This window comes from Streptomyces sp. NPDC053665 (genome assembly GCF_055585285.1).
Window position 1 is genome coordinate 380475 of the sequence record NZ_JBVJKK010000003.1, and the last position, 16172, is coordinate 396646.

Here is a 16172-nt window from a genome sequence, read left to right on the forward strand (position 1 = left end):
GCCAGGGCCTGCCGCGCAACGCCCTCCCGTGCCGCCGCCCGGCCCAAACCCCGCTCCTGCAAGGGTCCTGTGAGTGTCCCCCGGACGGCATGGGGTGGTCCTGCGCCGCTTCGGGAAAGCCGCCGGATCGGGGTGACGAAACGGTTCTCCCGAGCGCTTTCCCGAGTGTGACGACTCAAGCGGAGACCAGGCCTTCCGCCGCGGCCAAGCCGGTGCGCTGGGCGGCGGACACAGTGGCGACCATGCGCGAGGGAGCACGACTGCGCCTCGACTACTCGGCGCAGAGCCTGTGGAGGATCGACCGGATGATCGAGGAGATACGGCGCGAGGGCGCGCCCTACGCGGCGGTGCAGGAGGTGCTGCGCGGCTTCGGCGCCTACGCCGGCGAGGTGATGGCGCGTCAGAGCGGCGCCGAGTGGTGGGCGAGTGGCGGCGAGCACTGGATCCGCACGCCCGACGGGCGCCTGTGGGACCCGATCGACGAGGCCCGCCGCTGCTGGTCCGGGCACGGCTCGCTGCGGCTGCTGTGCCGGGACGCGGCGGGTGCCGCGCCCCGGCGGCAGGCAGGCGGCAGCAGGCGGTTCTAGCGGACGGGCGGGCCCTCGCCGCCGAGGGCGGCCGGGGCCGGTTCCGCCGGCTTGGCGGCGTTCGCGGCCAGGGTGCGGATCTCGGGCAGGTCGTCGTAGAGATGCTGCCCGGGGCACTCGGTCGGATAGCCGTCGCGGTGACCGGAGATGCGGTGCATCGTGACCTGCTGGCCCAGCTTGTACTTGCCGTTGTCCGCCCCGGCCGTGAGCACCACGGTCCCGGTCGGGTCGAGGCCGTACAGGCCGAGCTTCCAGGCGGCGACCTTGGCGACCGACTCGCGCACCGCGGCGCCGGCGGTCGCCGTCGAGTAGTCCCCGAGCACGGAGATGCTGCTGGTGGCGGTGTTGAAGCCGTAGGTGTGCGCGCCGAGGACGGGCTTGTCGATGCCTCCGGCGCGGCCCTCGAAGACGGTGCCGCACTTGTCGACGAGGAAGTGGTAGCCGATGTCGTTCCAGCCGTTGCTCTTCACGTGGTAGAGGAACACGCCCCGCACGATCGACGCCGACTCCGAGCAGGCGTAGTCGTTGGTGCCCGCCGTGTGATGCACGAAGATCGCCTTCGTGTCGGCGGTGTAGGTGGGCGGGTCCTTCACCAGGGACTCGTCGGCGCCCCACGCGGAGCGGGACGTCACCGCCGGGCGCTCCGCCGAGGGTGCCCCGGCGGCCGGGGGCACGGCGGCCGGGGGCACGGCGTCCGGGTCGACGGCCCCGGTGTGCACGGCGTCCGTCCCGCCGGCCGGGTCCACCAGGTCCACGCGCAGCCCCTCCGGCAGCGCCGTGCCCGAGACCCGCACCTGCACCCCGTCCGAGGGGCCGGTCCACAGCGGCTGGGTGCCGCCGCGCACCCCGGCGCGGTCGCGGTCGGGCCCCGTCTCGGGGGTCCGGACGCCGAGGTCCAGGGCGTGCCAGGCGCTCCACGCGCCCGTCTGACGGGAGCGGGTGCGCACCTGAGCGGTGCCCTCCAGCTGCGCCTTCGGGTCGTCCCAGGTGACCCCGAGCAGGCTGAACGGTTCGGTGGTGCGCGGGGCGAGGGACCGGTCGTGCGGGTCACCGTCCGGCACCCGGACGGTGTGCACCCCGTCGGAGGCGTCGGCCCGGGCGGGCTGGGCCAGACCGAGGGCACCGAGGGCCAGGGCGGTGGCGACCGCGGTGGGCAGCAGGCGGGAGGTCATACGGCGCTCGCCTTTCGTGGGCGGTGGCATCGCGGGCAGCACTCCCCGGTACGTCACTTGGACCAAACCTGTCCGGCCGCGCGCTCCCGAGGACGGCGGGTCGGATTGACCCGAACGGTGGGCGGGACCCGGGAGCCTGACGCGCTGTGACACTTCCGCGCGCACCGGCGCTGATCACCGTGAGGATCGCGCACGCGGCACGGACGAGGACGTCACTTGGGTCAGGGAGCGGAACCCCGGCGCGCGCAGGCGCACGACGGGGAACTGGGCGCGGCCGTCGCACGGGCCCAGCAGGGTGACGAGGACGCCTTCGCGACGGCCTACCGGCTGGTGCAGCCCGGGCTGCTCGGCTACCTGCGCGGGCTCGTCGGGGACGACGCCGAGGACGTGGCGTCCGACGCCTGGCTGGAGATCGCCCGGGACCTCGGGCGGTTCCGGGGCGACGGGGCGGGCTTCCGAGGCTGGACGGCGACCATCGCCCGGCACCGGGCGCTGGACCACTTGCGCCGGCAGCGGGTACGGCCCCGGCCGTCGGCGCTGGAGCAGGACGTGCTGGACCTGCCCGGGCCGCAGAGCACCCACGACCAGGCGCTGGAGGCCCTGTCCACCGAGTGGGCCCTGGAGCTGGTGCGCGGGCTGCCGCGCGACCAGGCCGAGGCGGTGCTGCTGCGCGTGGTGGTCGGTCTCGACGGACCGGCGGCCGCCCGCGTCCTGGGCAAGCGGCCGGGTGCCGTGCGCACGGCCGCCCACCGGGGACTGAAGCGGCTCGCGAGCCGGCTCGGCGCGCCGGGTGTGACGGATGAGGCGCCGCGGACGCTGGGTGAGTCGACGTGAGCGGAGCCCCGGGCTCCGCCACCCGGCGGGCCCGGGCTTCCGGGCGCACGCACCCCGCGGGGCTCTGAACAGGGCCGATCGGCGGGACGTACGGAGGAGACCGGGTGGGCCGGGTCGGGCGGATCGAGCAGAGGCGGGGCGGACATGGGTGAACGGCGAAGCGACGGCGGGCTTGCCGGCCGTGGTTCCCGTCACACCCTCCTCGAGGCCGATGTCGAGGCGCTGATCGTCGCGTGCCTCGTCCGGGACGGCGTCGACGCCGAGGCCGAGCAGCGGGCCGTGGCCGCCTTCCGGGCCGCCCGGGACGCCGGGGCCGCGCACCGGCACGTCCGCCGGCGGCGCGACGACTGGAGCCCTGGGGGACCGCGCCTGCTCGGACGCTCCCTGCGGACCACGCTGTCCGTGCTGCTCGCCAGCCTCACCCTGGGCGGGGTCGCCGTGGCGGCGATCGGCGTGGCCGGCGGCTCGGCGGACGGACCGGACGACACCCCCGAGCGGCCGCCCTCCTCCAGCGCCGCCCCGCGCGACCCGGCCCCGCACCCGCCCGGGACCCCCCGCACCCCGCACCCGGGCGACGGCTCGGCCCCGGCCGGCCGGACACCCGGCCGGGAGGCGGCGGGGACGGGGAAGGGCGGCAACGCCGCGGACGCCCGGGACATCGAGGCGCACTGCCGCGCCTACGAACGGGCCGGGGGCAGCGGCCGGGCGATGGAGAGCACGGCCCTGAAGCGTCTGATCGACGCCGCGGGCGGTGAGAGGAACGTCACGGCGTACTGCGCCGCACGGGGGTCCGGGGCCGAACCCGGCCGGAGCGGCGCCCCTGCCACCAAGCGTCCCGGTGCGCAGGGCTCCCCGGCCGCGGGCGAGGGCTCGGACGGCAAGGCGGGCGGGGAAGCGGGCCAGGGGGCGGACAAGGGCCGCTCCGACGGCAAGCGCTCACCGTCCAACGGCCGCCGACCCTGAGGGACTTCGCGCCGTCCGGCCGATGCCGATGGCAACGGCCGGGGCCGCCACCCCCCACAGGAGAGGCCCCGGCCGTCGCGCGGCACGGGCCGCGCGGCGGCCCGTACTCCCTACAGCGCGCCGAGTGCGGTTTCTGTCACACCCCGCCGTGTCACGGCTTAGTTGCATCTCCGGCGGACATGGACGGGGAGTGGTTTCAGGTCGTAACGTGCCATTCGCGCCAGGGGCGGAGGCGGCAGGACCACCGCAATCACCTGCGGGCTTGTGACCGCAAGCATCAATCGGACGACCACGACGGCGAGAACCCGGCCCGCGAGAGCGGCGCCGGATCAGGCGCAGAAGGGCGCGCGGTGCTGGGGGACGACGCGGAGCTGACCGCCGCGGTGCGCGCGGCACAGGACGGGGACGAGACCGCGTTCCGGACCGTGTACCGCACCGTGCACCCGCGGCTGCTCGGATACGTACGGACGCTGGTCGGCGACCCCGACGCCGAGGACGTCACCTCCGAGGCGTGGCTGCAGATAGCCCGCGACCTGGAGCGGTTCACCGGCGACGCGGACCGCTTCCGCGGCTGGGCCGCCCGGATCGCCCGCAACCGGGCGCTGGACCACATACGGATGCGCGGGCGCCGTCCCGCCATCGGCGGCGACGAGACCGAACTGACCGGCCGGGCCGCCGAGTCCGACACGGCCGGCGAGGCCATCGAGGCCCTCGCCACCGACGGAACGTTCTCCCTGATATCCAGGCTGCCGCAGGACCAGGCCGAGGCGGTGGTGCTGCGTGTGGTGGTGGGACTCGACGCCAAGAGCGCCGCCGAGACGCTCGGCAAGCGGCCCGGCGCCGTCCGCACGGCCGCGCACCGGGGCCTGAAGCGGCTCGCCGAGCTGCTCGGTGACGCCCCTCGGGCCGATCCGGAATCGGCGGGGGTGCTCGACGCCCTGCCGCCCCAGAGAGAACCACGTGGCGGTGCGGTGACGTCCGCAGGTGTGACGCACGGCGTCGCGCGGACGCAGAAGGATGTGTGATGGCCGACGAGCAGTACGGGTGGCTGGACCGCGAGACGGCGGAGCGTTTGCTGAGCGGAGAGCCACCGGAGGCTGTCGACGGCGCCGGCCGGGACGAGGCCGCACGGCTCGCCGCGATCCTCGGAGCCCTGTCCCCCGCACCCCCGCCGGCCGGTGAGGAACTGCCGGGCGAGGCCGCTGCGGTGGCCGCTTTCCGCAAGGTCCGTGCCGAGCGCGCCGACGCGCACGCGGCCGGTGCCGCGGCCGCGGGCCGGGAGCCGTCCGGGTCCGCCGACGCCGGGCTCGTGCACATCGGGCACGCCCGCGCGGGCGCGGCCGCCCGCGGACCCCGCCGTCTGCGCCCCGCCCGCCTCGCGCTGGCCGCCGCGCTGGCCGTCGGCATGGTCGGCGGGGTCGCGGTGGCCGCCGGAACCGGAGCGCTGACGCCGTTCGGCGGGGACGATCCCGCCCCCGGCTCCTCGGTCTCGGCCGGCGCCGCCTCCTCCGGGCGCCCGCCGGGGTCGCCCTCGCCGAGCGACGCCGCTCAGGGCGGCGCCGGCTCCGGCGGCCTCGCCCCCGGCGGCGGCCCGACGGGCGCGACCGGCGGCGCCGGACGCCACGAGGCGGGAGGCGGCTCGACCGCGAAGCCGGAGCCCGGCGGGAGGCCCGGGCCGTCCGGCGGGGACCGCGAGGTCCTCGCCTCGGCCTGCCGCGACCTGCGCCAGGGCAAGCGCCTGGACGACCACCGCCACCGCGCCCTGCGCGACGCGGCGGACGGCACCCGCGTGTGGACGTACTGCAAGGGCCTCCTGTCCGGAGCCGACCGGGGCTCCGCCGGGCGCAACGGCGCGGGCAAGGGCAACGGCGCGGGCAAGGGCGACGGCACGGGCGCGGACCACGGCAAGGGCACGGCCCACGGCGACGGCGCGGGCTCCGGCAAGGGCACGGGCAAGGGCGCCGGCAAGGGCGAAGGCGGCCACCCGGGCTGGGAGCGGAACAAGCCCGACCGCGGGCAGGACCGCGACCGGGGCCGCGGGCAGGACGGGCCCGACCGGGCCGACAAGCCGTCGGCCCACCGCGACCCGTCGGCCGGCGGCGCGGACGGCGGCCGGGCCCAGTACGCGCCCGCACCGCTGCGACCTGCGGTTTCGTACACCGTGAAGGGCGCCTCGCCGAGGGTGTGACGTTTTTGCGGCCCGCGACGCAGTACTGAGTGAGCCGACTGGTCATCGGCTGTCGCACAGAGCCGGGGTTCCCCCCGTACCTACGGCTCGTGCACCTGAGCGCGGGCGGGACACGTTCCCCCGGTCCCGCCCGCGCCCCATCTTCCGCCCGCGCCCCTCACCAGGACACGACGACCTTGTCGCCGTCGCGGACCTGTGCGTACAGCGCGGCGATCGCCGCCTCGTCCCGGACGTTGACGCAGCCGTGCGAGGCGCCCGCGTAGCCCCGGGCCGCGAAGTCCGCCGAGAAGTGCACCGCCTGGCCGCCGCTGAAGAACATCGCGTAGGGCATGGGCGAGTCGTACAGCGTCGACACGTGGTGGCGGGACTTCCAGTAGACGGAGAAGACACCCTCCCGGGTCGGGGTGTACTCCGAGCCGAAGCGGACGGCCATCGTCGACACCGTCCGGCCGTCGATCATCCAGCGCAGGGTCCGGCTGGTCTTGTCGATGCAGAGCACGCGCCCCGTCGCGCAGCGCGGGTCGGGCCGGTCCGCGGGCTGGCCGCCCATCAGATACAGGTCCCACCGGCCCGGCTCGCGGGTCATCCCCCGCAGCCGCTGCCAGGTGACGCTGTCGGTCCGGCCCGTGCGCGGCAGCCCGCGCTTGCCCTGGAAGCCGCTCACCGCCTCCCGCGTCCGCTCGTCGTACGTGCCGGTCGGGCCCTCGAACAGCCACGCCACCTGCCGCAGCCGCGCCTGGAGTTCCCGGACGTCCCGGCCGGTGTCGCCGTAGGACCACAGCACGCGGGGCGGGGTGCGCGGCTTGCCGTCGGCGCCGGACGGCGTCCCGTCCCCGCCGCCCGGCGTGCGGGTGGGGGAGGGGGTGCCGCCGGGCGGTTCGACGTGCACCGGCGGGCGGTGCCCGCCCTCGCCCGCGGGCGTCTGCACGGTGCAGCTCGTGAGTGCGGCCAGTGCGGCCGATGCGGCCAGTGCCGTCGCGACGGCTCGTCCCCTGCCCGTGATACGCACGCGCCCCCCTGTCGTCCCGCCGCCGTGCCCGGATGTCACCTGAGATGTTCCCCGGGCGTGACCCGCCGCGAACCAGGGGGCATGGTGGTGAGCGAGGTCACTGCTGAGCGGGAGGCAATGCACCATGGCGCGCGAGTCGGAGTCGGGTCTGCCGATCGAGCCGGTCTACGGGCCGCAGGCCCTGGAGGGCTGGGATCCGGCACGGCGGCTGGGGGAGCCCGGGGCCTATCCGTACACGCGGGGGGTCTACCCGACGATGTACACCGGCCGGCCCTGGACGATGCGCCAGTACGCGGGCTTCGGGACGGCGGCGGAGTCCAACGCGCGGTACCGGCAGCTGATCGCGCACGGCACGACGGGTCTGTCGGTCGCCTTCGACCTGCCCACCCAGATGGGCCACGACTCCGACGCCCCCCTCGCGCACGGCGAGGTCGGCAAGGTGGGCGTGGCGGTCGACTCGATCGACGACATGCGGGTGCTGTTCGGCGGGATCCCCCTGGACCAGGTCTCCACGTCCATGACGATCAACGCCCCGGCGGCGCTGCTGCTGCTCCTGTACCAGCTGGTGGCCGAGGAGCAGGGCGTGCACGGCGGGCAGTTGACCGGCACGGTCCAGAACGACGTGCTCAAGGAGTACATCGCCCGCGGCACCTACATCTTCCCGCCCCGGCCCTCGCTCCGGCTCACCGCCGACATCTTCCGGTACTGCAACACGGAACTGCCGCGCTGGAACACCATCTCCATCTCCGGCTACCACATGGCCGAAGCCGGTGCCTCGCCCGCGCAGGAGATCGCCTTCACCCTCGCCAACGGCGTCGAGTACGTGCGCACGGCCCTCGCGGCCGGGATGGACGTGGACGACTTCGCGCCGCGCCTGTCCTTCTTCTTCGTCGCCCGCACGACCCTGCTGGAGGAGGTCGCCAAGTTCCGTGCCGCACGCCGGATCTGGGCCCGCCTGATGCGCGAGGAGTTCGGTGCGAGGAACCCGAAGTCGCTCATGCTGCGCTTCCACACCCAGACCGCCGGCGTCCAGCTGACGGCCCAGCAGCCCGAGGTGAACCTCGTCCGCGTCGCGGTCCAGGGCCTGGCCGCCGTGCTGGGCGGCACCCAGTCGCTGCACACCAACTCCTTCGACGAGGCCATCGCCCTGCCCACCGACAAGAGCGCCCGCCTGGCCCTGCGCACCCAGCAGGTCCTCGCCCACGAGACCGACGTCACCGCCACCGTCGACCCCTTCGCCGGCTCCTACGCCGTGGAGCGGATGACCGACGACGTCGAGGAGGCCGCCCTCGCCCTGATGCGCAGGGTCGAGGACCTGGGCGGCGCCGTCGAGGCGATCGAACGCGGCGTGCAGAAGGACGAGATCGAGCGCAACGCCTACCGCATCAGCCAGGAGACCGACTCCGGCGAACGCGTCGTGGTCGGGGTCAACCGCTTCCGGCTCGACGAGGAGGAACCCTACGAACCCCTCCGCGTGGACCCCGCCATCGAGGCCCGGCAGGCCGAACGCCTCGCCGCGCTGCGCGCCGGACGCGACCGGCGGGCCGTGCACACCGCCCTGTCCGCCCTCAGGAAGACCGCCGAGGGCGAGGACAACCTCCTCCACCCGATGAAGGACGCCCTGCGCGCCCGGGCCACCGTCGGCGAGGTCTGCGACGCCCTGCGCGAGGTGTGGGGCACGCACGTCCCGTCGGACGCCTTCTGAGGCCAGGACCGAGCGGGAAACGGCATGTCGTACCGCCCGTCCCGCGTGCGACACTCCTTCGCATGTTCGGTGTCATCGATCTGCCCACCTACCTGGCGGGCCTCGCCCTGATCATCCTGCTCCCCGGCCCCAACTCGCTGTACGTGCTGTCCGTGGCCGCCCGCCGCGGCGTGCGGGCCGGGTACACCGCCGCCTCCGGCGTCTGGTGCGGCGACGCGGTGCTGATGACGCTGTCCGCGGCCGGCGTCGCCTCGCTGCTCCAGGCCAACGCCGTGCTGTTCGCCGTCGTCAAGTACGCGGGCGCCGGCTACCTGACCTGGCTCGCCGTCGGCATGCTGCGGGCCGCCCGGGCCATGTGGCGCACCCGCGCCGAGCGGACCGCCGCCACGGCGTCGACGCCCGTGCCCGCCGAGGAGCGGCCGTTCCGCCGCGCCCTGGTCGTGAGCCTGATCAACCCCAAGGCGATCCTGTTCTTCGTCGCCTTCTTCGTGCAGTTCGTGGACCCGGGGTACGCCCATCCCGCGCTGTCGTTCGTCGTCCTCGGGATCCTGGCCCAGCTCGCCAGCGTGCTGTACCTCAGCGCGCTGATCTTCGGCGGCACCCGGCTGGCCGCCGCCTTCCGCCGCCGCAGGCGCCTGTCGGCGGGGGCGACCTCGGCGGCGGGCGCGCTGTTCCTGGGCTTCGCGGTGAAGCTGTCCCTCGCGAGCGGCTGAGACCGGCCGGCCGGTCCAGGGCCTGTTGTTCGGATCACGGCGCAGGGCATCCGCAGCACTGGTCAGCGCCGGTGAGCGGGGCCTGGTGCGTGCAGCTGCAAGGCGGAGGAGGGAGTCGACGCGGAGCGTCGGTGACCGACGACAACGTGGCAGGTGTGCGTGCCAGGACCCGCGTCTGCGGCGTGATCCGAACGACAGGCCCTAGCGCAGGCCCACGGTGGCCAGGTAGTCCGTGAGCCCGGCCGCCGTGGTGCCCGCCCAGCCGACGTAGCCGTCCGGCCTGACGAGGTACAGACCCGGGCCGTACGCCGCCGGTGCGGAGCCCCGGACGACCCGGATCCGGGGGGTGGGGCCGGGGGCCTCGGCGCCGCCCAGGGCCAGCAGGGTCCAGTGCGGGCCGCGGAAGGCGTCGAAGAGCCGCACGCCGTCCACCCGCCCGTCGGGTGCCCGGTCCCCGGCCCGCAGGGGGCCCGGGTCGGTCCGGGTCTCCCGGGTGAGCGGCGAGTCGGGGTAGCCCAGGGAGAGCTGCCGGGTGGCCCCGCCGCGCCGGGTCTCGCCCCGGTGCACGCGGGTGGACAGCCCGAGCATGTCCGCGGCGACGGGCCGGCGTTCCGCCTCGTAGGAGTCCAGCAGATCCGGTCCGGCGCCGTCGCGCAGCACCGCGCCCAGCTTCCAGCCCAGGTTGTAGGCGTCCTGCACGCTGGTGTTGAGGCCCTGGCCCCCCGCCGGCGAGTGCACGTGGGCCGCGTCCCCGGCGAGGAAGACCCGCCCGGAGCGGAAGCGGTCCGCGAGGGCGGCCCGGGGCCGGAAGTCCGAGGCCCAGCGCACCTGCGTCACCGCCTCCGGCGCGAGGTGGGAGCGCGCGGCGACGACCTTCCGCAGCCCTTCGACGGACAGGTCCGGGGCGGACCCGTCCGGGAACTCGGCCACCAGCTGGAAGTCCTCCGTGCCGGCCAGCGGGCAGATCGCCAGGAAGCCGTCGCCCGGGCCGCGCGGCGGGAAGAGGTGCCAGTTGTCCCGGTCCAGGCCGCTGATCCGCACGTCGGCCACGAGCGTCGGGTGCGGGTCGAGGGTCTCGCCGGTCATGGCGATGCCGAGCAGCCGCCGGACGGCCGACCGGCCGCCGTCGGCCGCGACCGCGTACCGCGCGGTGACGTCCGCGCCCGAGGCGAAGACCGCGCGGACCCCGGCCGCGTCCTGCGTCAGACCGGTCAGCTCCCGGCCGAAGGCCACCCGCCCGCCCAGTTCCTCCAGCCGCGCGTGCAGGATCTCCTGCGTCCGCCACTGGGGCACCATCCACGGCTCGTCGTAGGGCGCCTCCTCGCTCGGCTCGGCAGGCTCGAACATCCGGTGCTCGCCCGCGCGCCGGCCGTCCTGCCAGACCATCCCGACCGGGTAGGGGCCGCCCGCGGCGCGGATCGCGCCGAGCACCCCCAGATCGTCGAACACCTCCATCGTCCGCGGTTGCAGTCCCTTGCCCCGCGAGCCGGGGAAGAGCGTCCCCGCCCGTTCCACGACCAGCGCGGACACCCCCCGCCGGGCCAGGTCGACGCCGAGCGCCAGCCCGGTCGGGCCGGCCCCCACCACCAGGACGTCCGTCTCCATCGCCACCCACTCCTTAACGCTGTTAAGTGCCGCTGTGCCCACGAGGGTCGCCTTAACGGTGTTAAGTTGTCAAGCGTGAGTACGGAACGACGCCCGCCGCTGGACCGCCGCCGGGTCGCGGACACCGCCCTGCGGCTGCTGAACGAGGTGGGCCTGGACGGCCTGAGCCTGCGCGCCATCGCCCGGGAACTGGACGTGAAGGCGCCCGCCCTCTACTGGCACTTCCGGGACAAGCAGGCGCTGCTCGACGAGATGGCGACGGAGATGTACCGGCGGATGGTCGCGGACACCGCGCTCGATCCCGCCGACACCTGGAGGGAGCGGCTGGTGAAGGCCAACCGCGGGCTGCGCACGGCCCTGCTGGGCTACCGGGACGGCGCGAAGGTGTTCAGCGGCTCGCGCTTCACCGGCATCGTGCACGCCGCGCAGATGGAGGACAACCTGCGCCTGCTCACGGCCGCCGGGTTCACGCTCCCGCAGGCGGCCCGCGCGTTCACCACGGTCTACCTGTACACCCTCGGGTTCGTCACCGAGGAGCAGGGCGTGCACCCCCTGCCCGGCGAACGCCGCGAGGGCTACGACATGGACGAACGCGCCCGCCTGCTGGCCGACTTCCCGCTGTCGGCCCGGGCGGGCGCGGAGATCTTCGAGGACTACGGACGCCACTTCGAGGAGGGCCTGGCCCTCGTCGTCGACGGGATCGCGGCCCGCTACGGCGTCTCATGACACCGCGGCCGCTCCCCGCTTCCCCCGCCCGCGGGCCCGCCGCACGGCGCGGGTGACCAGCGGCGGAAGCAGGTCCCTGGCGAGCCGGCGGGCCCGGGAGGGCACGGGCCGGGCGGGGCGCGCGGCAGCCGGGGGCTCGGGTGCCGCCGGGGCCGGGGCCTGCGCCGGGACCGGCGCCACGTAGTGCCGGGAGGTCGGGAAGGCGGGCGGCTTCATGCCCCGGGACCGGGCCCGCACCAGCCGGTGGCCGGCCGCCTGCTGCACGCTCACCGAGCAGTCCGTGCGCTCCCGCAGCATGGCGAGCAGCTCCTCCTGGAGCGGCTCGGGGTCGCCCCAGGTGCCGTACATCTTCTGGGTGCTCAGGCAGACGGGGTTCAGCCCCCGGTTCAGGACGGCCTCCCAGGCGGCGGCGGAGACGCCCGGGGTGTGCTCGGAGCGGAAGTCGTCCAGGACGACGACGCCGCCCGGCTGGAGGAGCTCGCGCGCCGCCCCGATGTCGCCGTGCACGTGCTCGTACAGGTGCGAGGCGTCGATGTGCACGAACCGGCAGGAGCCGGGGGCGACCCGCTCGGTCACCACGGAGCTGGGGGCCGCGATGACGGCCGGCAGGCTGTCGTGGAAGGAGAGGTAGTTCCGCTCGAACGCCTGGCGGGTGAGCGTGGCGTACGACTGGGCCGTCTCCACCTGGTTGGCGCCGTCCGGGGCCTCGCCCTCGAACAGGTCGCAGACGGTGAAGGTCTCGTCCTCGCCGAGGTGCCGGCCGAGCAGGATCGCGCTCTTGCCCAGGTACACGCCCAGTTCCAGCAGGTCGCCCCGGTCGCCCCGCGCGCGCTGCCGCTCCAGGAACCAGGTGAACAGCATCTGGTCCAGCGCCGGGAACCAGCCGGGCACGTCGGCCAGTTCGCCGGGGTGCTGGTCGGTGGGGGCTTGTGCGTTGGTCATGAGGCGAGCCTTCTCCCCGGGCGGTGCCCGAACCGGCGGATGGGTGAACGTCCCGTGGACAGCTCAGCGGCCCTTGGCCAGAGCGGCCCGCAGCCGTGGTGTCAGCGGTTCCTCCACATACTTGTTCAGCAGCCACGCCAGCAGCAGCATTGAGAGCACCGTCAGCCCGAAGGTCACCCCTGATGGCAGACGCAGCCCTTGGTGGAGTGCCTGCACCACCACCCAGCCGAGGTGCTCGTGCACGAGGTAGAAGGGGTACGTCAGCGCCCCCGCCACCGTCAGCCAGCGCCAGTTCACCCGGTTCAGCAGACCCAGGGCGATCGCCGCGACGGCGAGGAAGCCGACGGTGACGACGAGGACGATCCCGAGCGAGGTGCGGTGGGAGAAGCCGCCCGCGTCCGGCGCGTGCCACAGCCCCTGCACCGCGTGGTGCTGCCCGATCGCCCAGGAGACGGCGACGATGCCCCAGCCGTACACGTCCCGCCGGTCGAGGTGGACCAGGTAGAGGCCGACACCGCCGACGAAGAACGGGGCGTACTCCGGCATCGCGACGATGTCGAGCAGCGGAAGGTGCGCGTTGTCGGCGATCGCCGCCGCCAGCGTCCAGCCGGCGCAGAACATGATCACCCGGCGGCGGGTGGCCCCGGGCAGCACGACGCACAGGGCGAACAGGGCGTAGAAGCGGACCTCCGCCCACAGCGTCCAGCACACCCCGAGCACCCGGTCCACACCGAGGGGCGTCTGCAACATCGTCAGGTTCACGAGCGCGTCGCTCGGCGACACCGCCCGGTAGGCGACCACCGGCAGGGCGAACACCGCCGTCACGAGCAGCACCGCCACCCAGTAGGCGGGCAGCAGCCGGGAGGCGCGGGAGGCGAAGAACGACGTCAGCGGCCGGCCCCAGCCGCTCATGCAGATCACGAACCCGCTGATCACGAAGAACACCTGCACACCGAGGCAGCCGTAGGCGAAGTACTCGTGCAGGGTGGGGAACTGCTCCTTCGGCGAGGTGCCCCAGGCCCGTGCGATCTCGCCGTCGCGCCCGCCGTAGTGGTACGCCGCCACCATCAGGGCGGCCAGCAGCCGCAGTCCGTCCAGGGCGCGCAGCCGGCCCCCGGACCGCTCGCGGCGCCGCGGGGCGAGCGGGACGCCCGGTGGTTCGGCCGGGCTCGCGGCGGTGGGCCGGGGCCGGCGGGTGCTGACGACCGTCTCGGTCACGCTGGAAACCTTTGTGTGGCTCGTCCGTCCTTACCTGAGCCGCCTGGAGGCGGGCAGGGCGCCTGTCACCCTAGGGCGTGAATTGACGCAATCACGTTCGAAGATGACAGGCTTCGCCTGTCCGTTTCCAGGGGTTCATCCGGACGTCGCCCGGGCGGACCGCCGGGGCCCGCGGCATTCAGCCGCGGACCGCCTTGCGCAGGGCCCGAGCCCGCCGTACGACGCGGCGGGCCGTGGAATTGCGCGGGAGAAACGCCAGCCGCTGCGGAATTCCGCCGGGCAGGCCGAGCGCGGTGAGCCGGCGCTTCTTGAAATAGCGCCGGGTGCGCGGTCCGAGATGACGGGCCAGGAACTGTTCCGCCTGCGGGCGCAGGTCGGGGTAGATCTGCGGCTGCATCGTGAAACCGACGGCCGTGAGGAGTCCGGGCAGCCGCTCCGCCGGCAGGACATCACCATCGTGCGCGTCGTCCAGGTCCGGCAGGGCCGCGTCCGCCAGCGTGGTGGGGACGCGGTTGCTGTTCTGGTAGGGCGTCAGCCGCTCCAGCAGCAGCTCGGTGCCGACGCGGGCGACCGGCAGGTCGTAGAAGGCGGAGGCGGTGAACAGCGCCGTCGAGAAGCAGCCGACGACCAGGGCCGGGCGGGCGCGGTCGAAGAGGACCTCGGCGAGGACGGGGGTGTCCAGCACCGTGAGCTCCACGCCGAGTTCGCCGGCCTCGGTCTCCAGGGCGCGGCTGTAGCGGGCCGGGGCGGTCGGGTGGGGCTTGAAGACGACCGTGCGGTGGCCGCGGGCGACGGCGCCCCGCAGCATCCGCACGTGCAGGTCCTCCTCCTCCTCGGCGGAGAGGATGTCCAGCGCCGACAGGTACTGGCCCAGCAGCAGCGCCGCGTCGCCGGGCACCTCCGGCAGCCCGGGGGCGGCCGCGGCGACCTCGCCGAGCACCTTGAGGAAGGCGGGCGTCGGCACCAGGCGGGCGGGCACGCCGAACTCGGTGAGCAGCATCGGTGTCAGGCCCGGCACCAGGTCGAGGTGCAGCAGCCGCCGCACCCGCGTGCCGACCAGCGGGTCGAGCTTGTTGCGCGTGGGGCCGTAGCTCATCAGGCCGTCGGCGTAGACGTCCACGGGGGCGTCGGTGAACAGCTGGGCCACCGTCAGCGCCGGTGCGACCTGGAGGGACTCCAGGACCAGGCTGACCCGGTCGTCGCCGAGGCCCCACAGGAGCCGCAGATGGCGCTCGAACAGGGGGACGTCGTCGGCGCGCGGCGCCCACGCCCCGGGGTGGAAGGGGCGGATGGCCTCGTTCCAGGACAGCACCTCGTCGAAGTGCGAGCGCAGCGGCTCGAAGCCCGGCATCTCGTCGAGGGCCGGGGTGACCTCCGGGGTCGCGGAGTTGTTGAACACCAGCAGCACCCGGCGGTCCGGCTCCTCGAAGAGGTCGGAGTCGATCGCGGCGGCCAGGGTGGCGACGCCGTACAGCGTCGAGGCGCAGAAGATCTGGGTGGTCCCGGGCATCAGGCGGCCGCTCCCGTCGTGGTGACCCGGCGGCGCAGACGCCGCAGTCGGGCAGAGCGGTCCATGTCCATGGCCTCCAGTGCGTCGGTGAGCGCGTCCTGCGGCATCCGCCTGACGGCCGCCGCGCTCATCGAGCGCAACTGCCGGGCCACGGACGGCTCGAACCGGTCCTCCTGGGACAGGTGGTGGGCGATGATCGCGCAGTAGGTCCGCACCGCCTTGGGCAGCAGCCGGTCCGCCTCGCGGTCCCGGGCCGTCTCCTCGATCACCTGGTCGAAGGCGCGGATGAAGTCGAGCTGGCGGACGTCACCGATCTGGGTGAGCGACGAGGCGACCCCCCGCCGGTAGAACACGCCCAGCAGGCTCACCACGGCGAACGACTGCGCCTCCCGGTGCAGTTTCCAGATCCACGGCCGGTCCTCGGCCGTGCGCAGCCCGTCGGTGAAGTGGAGCAAACCCCGGTCCACCAGGCGCCGGTGGTAGGCGCCGGCCCACGCGTACGCGTAGTCCACGGAGGTGGAGCGGTGCGCGGGCAGGATCGCCTCGCGCGGGTCGAACGCCTCCCAGCGGCGCCCGACCGGCACCCGGTGCACGGACCGGGCGCGCGCGGTGGCCTGGACATGGTCGGTGCGCACGAAGTCGCAGCCCAACCGGTCCATGGCGGACACCAGTTCGGTGAGGTAACCGGGGGCCAGCCAGTCGTCGCCGTCCAGGAACGTCAGGTACTCGCCCTGAGCCGCGTCCAGTCCGGTGTTGCGGGCGGTGGCCAGACCCCCGTTGCGCTCGTGTCGGATGTAACGCACCTGCGCGACATCCGAGAGCTCCTCGGCGGCCCGTTCCAAAATGGCCGGGGTCTCGTCCTTCGAATGGTCGTCGACCAGGACGAACTCGAAATCCCGATCGGCGTTCAGCCGAAGGCTTCTGAGGGTGTCCGGGGCATATTGCTGCACGTTGTAGAACGGCACGATCACGGAAAGCTTAGGCACCCGCAAAACGTTAG

At 74.5% G+C, this 16172-nt stretch carries 15 protein-coding genes; 8 read left to right on the top strand and 7 right to left on the bottom strand.

Going from position 1 to position 16172, the window contains the following annotated elements; genetic code table 11:
• The first annotated feature begins 167 nt into the window (after nt 1-167).
• Nucleotides 168-587 carry a hypothetical protein gene (locus tag ACZ6ZN_RS14715; protein WP_469646218.1) on the top strand — a complete coding sequence of 140 codons (420 nt, stop codon included), beginning with the start codon at nt 168-170 and terminating at the stop codon, nt 585-587.
• Here ACZ6ZN_RS14715 and ACZ6ZN_RS14720 read toward each other — a convergent pair.
• A complete protein-coding gene (locus ACZ6ZN_RS14720; RefSeq protein ID WP_469646221.1) occupies nt 584-1759 on the bottom strand; it encodes an N-acetylmuramoyl-L-alanine amidase in 1176 nt (391 codons plus the stop codon). The genes ACZ6ZN_RS14715 and ACZ6ZN_RS14720 overlap by 4 nt on opposite strands.
• A gap of 216 nt (nt 1760-1975) precedes the next feature.
• Here ACZ6ZN_RS14720 and ACZ6ZN_RS14725 point away from each other — a divergent pair, with 216 nt between their 5' ends.
• The 4 genes from ACZ6ZN_RS14725 to ACZ6ZN_RS14740 all read left to right on the top strand — a co-directional run bounded on the left by ACZ6ZN_RS14725 (nt 1976) and on the right by ACZ6ZN_RS14740 (nt 5744).
• Nucleotides 1976-2593 (top strand): RNA polymerase sigma factor, encoded by a 618-nt coding sequence (locus ACZ6ZN_RS14725; protein WP_469646223.1) that lies wholly within the window; start codon nt 1976-1978, stop codon nt 2591-2593.
• Nucleotides 2594-2737: 144 nt separating this feature from the next.
• Entirely contained in the window at nt 2738-3556 is an 819-nt protein-coding gene (locus ACZ6ZN_RS14730; RefSeq protein WP_469646226.1) for a hypothetical protein, read from the top strand.
• Between the two features lie 350 nt (nt 3557-3906).
• A complete protein-coding gene (locus ACZ6ZN_RS14735; protein ID WP_398106909.1) occupies nt 3907-4581 on the top strand; it encodes an RNA polymerase sigma factor in 675 nt (224 codons plus the stop codon).
• On the top strand, nt 4581-5744 hold the full coding sequence (locus ACZ6ZN_RS14740; protein WP_469646230.1) for a hypothetical protein: 1164 nt from the start codon (nt 4581-4583) through the stop codon (nt 5742-5744). Before ACZ6ZN_RS14735 ends, ACZ6ZN_RS14740 begins: the two co-directional genes overlap by 1 nt.
• Before the next feature lie 157 nt (nt 5745-5901).
• On the opposite strand, the gene ACZ6ZN_RS14745 is transcribed toward ACZ6ZN_RS14740, so the two are convergent.
• Complete coding sequence (locus tag ACZ6ZN_RS14745; RefSeq protein ID WP_451876603.1) at nt 5902-6753, bottom strand: L,D-transpeptidase family protein; 852 nt, start codon at nt 6751-6753, stop codon at nt 5902-5904.
• Nucleotides 6754-6877: 124 nt separating this feature from the next.
• On the opposite strand from ACZ6ZN_RS14745, the gene ACZ6ZN_RS14750 reads away from it, so the two are divergent.
• Together ACZ6ZN_RS14750 and leuE are read left to right on the top strand one after the other, a co-directional pair.
• Nucleotides 6878-8458, top strand: a complete 1581-nt coding sequence (locus ACZ6ZN_RS14750; RefSeq protein WP_469646233.1) for an acyl-CoA mutase large subunit family protein — start codon at nt 6878-6880, stop codon at nt 8456-8458.
• Nucleotides 8459-8520: 62 nt separating this feature from the next.
• Nucleotides 8521-9171, top strand: coding sequence for a leucine efflux protein LeuE (gene leuE / locus ACZ6ZN_RS14755; protein ID WP_398106905.1), 651 nt, complete (start codon nt 8521-8523; stop codon nt 9169-9171).
• A gap of 201 nt (nt 9172-9372) precedes the next feature.
• Here the strand turns inward: leuE and ACZ6ZN_RS14760 are convergent, their stop codons facing one another.
• Nucleotides 9373-10776: an FAD-dependent oxidoreductase gene (locus ACZ6ZN_RS14760; protein WP_469646237.1), complete on the bottom strand. Its 1404-nt coding sequence runs from the start codon at nt 10774-10776 to the stop codon at nt 9373-9375.
• A gap of 75 nt (nt 10777-10851) precedes the next feature.
• On the opposite strand from ACZ6ZN_RS14760, the gene ACZ6ZN_RS14765 reads away from it, so the two are divergent.
• Nucleotides 10852-11502, top strand: coding sequence for a TetR/AcrR family transcriptional regulator (locus tag ACZ6ZN_RS14765; RefSeq protein ID WP_451876606.1), 651 nt, complete (start codon nt 10852-10854; stop codon nt 11500-11502).
• On the opposite strand, the gene ACZ6ZN_RS14770 is transcribed toward ACZ6ZN_RS14765, so the two are convergent.
• The 4 genes from ACZ6ZN_RS14770 to ACZ6ZN_RS14785 form a co-directional block, all read right to left on the bottom strand.
• Nucleotides 11497-12444 carry a class I SAM-dependent methyltransferase gene (locus tag ACZ6ZN_RS14770; protein ID WP_469646239.1) on the bottom strand — a complete coding sequence of 316 codons (948 nt, stop codon included), beginning with the start codon at nt 12442-12444 and terminating at the stop codon, nt 11497-11499. The two genes, ACZ6ZN_RS14765 and ACZ6ZN_RS14770, sit on opposite strands and share 6 nt — an antisense overlap.
• A gap of 63 nt (nt 12445-12507) precedes the next feature.
• On the bottom strand, nt 12508-13662 hold the full coding sequence (locus ACZ6ZN_RS14775) for an acyltransferase family protein (protein WP_398106901.1): 1155 nt from the start codon (nt 13660-13662) through the stop codon (nt 12508-12510).
• Nucleotides 13663-13840: 178 nt separating this feature from the next.
• Nucleotides 13841-15172 carry an alpha-2,8-polysialyltransferase family protein gene (locus ACZ6ZN_RS14780; protein ID WP_469646244.1) on the bottom strand — a complete coding sequence of 444 codons (1332 nt, stop codon included), beginning with the start codon at nt 15170-15172 and terminating at the stop codon, nt 13841-13843.
• On the bottom strand, nt 15172-16158 hold the full coding sequence (locus tag ACZ6ZN_RS14785) for a glycosyltransferase family 2 protein (protein ID WP_469646246.1): 987 nt from the start codon (nt 16156-16158) through the stop codon (nt 15172-15174). The genes ACZ6ZN_RS14780 and ACZ6ZN_RS14785 overlap by 1 nt, the downstream gene beginning before the upstream one ends.
• Nucleotides 16159-16172: the final 14 nt, after the last annotated feature.